Raw genomic sequence first — 2,295 nt, forward strand, 5'->3', positions numbered from 1 at the left:
GCAGAACATGGCCGCCGACGATCGCATCGAAGTTCGCCTCGACACCGACTGGTTCGACGTCCGCGACCGGCTGCGCGGCGACAGCCCGGACGCGCCGGTCGTCTACACCGGCCCGCTGGACCGCTACTTCGACTACGCCGACGGGCGCCTGGGCTGGCGCACGCTGGACTTCGAGCTCGAGGTGCTGAGCGAGTGCGGCGACTTCCAGGGCACGCCCGTGATGAACTACAACGACCTCGACGTCCCCTACACCCGCATCCACGAGTTCCGCCACTTCCACCCTGAGCGCGACTACCCCACGGACAAGACCGTGATCATGCGGGAATACTCGCGATTCGCCGGGGACGACGACGAGCCCTACTATCCGATCAACACCGAGGCCGACCGCACCGTGCTGGCCGCCTACCGGGCCCGGGCCAAGTCCGAGACCGCGTCGTCGAAGGTGCTGTTCGGCGGCCGCCTGGGCACCTACCAGTACCTGGACATGCACATGGCGATCGCCAGCGCGCTGAACATGTACGACAACATCCTCGCGCCGCACCTCCGCGACGGCGCGGCCCTGAGCGAAGTGGGAGAGCCGGGCGTATGACCGCCGTGAGCCTGCTGGCCCGAACCATCCTGCCCCGCCCGGGGGAGCCCCTCGACGTGCGCAAGCTCTACCTCGAGGAGTCGACCACCAACGCGCGGCGCGCCCACGCCCCCACCCGCACGTCGCTGCAGATCGGCGCGGAGTCCGAGGTGTCGTTCGCCACCTACTTCAACGCGTTCCCGGCCAGCTACTGGCGGCGCTGGACGATCTGCACGTCGGTCGTGCTGCGGGTCGAGGTCACGGGCGCCGGCCGCGTCGACGTCTACCGCACCAAGGCCACCGGTGCGCGGATCTTCGTCGAGGGCCGCCAGTTCGCCGGCAGCGACGACGAGCCGTGCGTGGTCGAGATCGAGGTGGGGTTGCAGCCGTTCGAGGACGGCGGGTGGATCTGGTTCGACATCACCACCGACACCCCGGTCACCCTGCGCTCCGGCGGCTGGTACGCCGCCGAACCCGCCCCCGGCACGGCCAACATCGCGGTCGGCATCCCGACGTTCAACCGGCCCGCCGACTGCGCCAACGCCCTGGCCGACCTCACCGCCGACCCGCTGGTCGACGAGGTCATCGGCGCGGTGATCGTGCCCGACCAGGGCGTGCGCAAGGTGCGCGACCATCCCGACTTCCCCGCCGCCGCCGCCCGGCTGGGCAACCGGCTGACCATCTGCGACCAGCCCAACCTCGGCGGGTCCGGCGGCTACAGCCGCGTCATGTACGAGGCGCTGAAGAACACCGACTGTCAGCAGATCCTGTTCATGGACGACGACATCCGCATCGAGCCCGACTCGATCCTGCGGGTGCTGGCGATGCACCGTTTCGCCCGGACCCCGATGCTGATCGGCGGCCAGATGCTCAACCTGCAGGAGCCCTCACACCTGCACATCATGGGCGAGGTGGTGAACCGGGCCAACTTCATGTGGACCGCGGCGCCACACGCCGAGTACGACCACGACTTCGCCGAATACCCGCTCAACGACAACAACGACAAGAGCAAGCTGCTGCACCGCCGCATCGACGTCGACTACAACGGCTGGTGGACGTGCATGATCCCGCGCCAGGTCGCCGAGGAGCTGGGCCAGCCGCTGCCGCTGTTCATCAAGTGGGACGACGCCGACTACGGCCTGCGGGCCGCCGAGCACGGCTACCCGACCGTCACGCTGCCCGGTGCGGCGATCTGGCACATGGCCTGGAGCGACAAGGACGACGCGATCGACTGGCAGGCCTACTTCCACCTGCGCAACCGGCTGGTGGTCGCGGCCATGCACTGGGACGGTCCAAGAACCCAAGTCACCGGACTGGTCCGCAGCCATCTCAAGGCGACACTGAAACACCTTGCCTGCCTTGAATATTCGACGGTGGCTATTCAGAACAGGGCCATCGACGACTTCCTGGCCGGCCCCGAGCACATCTTCTCCATCCTGGAATCGGCGCTGCCGGAGGTGCACCGCATCCGCAAGCAGTACCCCGACGCGGTCGTGCTGCCGGCGGCCAGCGAGCTGCCGGCCCCGGCCCACCAGTGCACGGCGATGAAACCCCCGGTCAACCCCGTCTCGATCGGCTACCGGCTGCTGCGGGGGATCGCGCACAACATGACCGCCGCCGACCCCGAAGCCCACCGGCGCCCGGAGTTCAACGTGCCCACCCAGGACGCGCGCTGGTTCCGGCTGTGCACGGTCGACGGCGTCACCGTGACGACGGCCGACGGCTGC

The 2,295-nt window shown here is 68.9% G+C and carries 2 protein-coding genes; both read left to right on the forward strand.

What is annotated here, in order from left to right; all coding sequences use genetic code 11:
• On the forward strand, nt 1-589 hold a 589-nt coding region (locus AC2VOR_RS09080; protein WP_486963643.1), incomplete at its 5' end, for a UDP-galactopyranose mutase.
• A partial coding sequence (locus tag AC2VOR_RS09085) for a glycosyltransferase (protein WP_486963644.1) occupies nt 586-2,295 on the forward strand: 1,710 nt, incomplete at its 3' end. The genes AC2VOR_RS09080 and AC2VOR_RS09085, both read left to right, overlap by 4 nt.

The sequence above is a fragment of the Mycobacterium sp. TH-M103 genome (assembly GCF_057473785.1).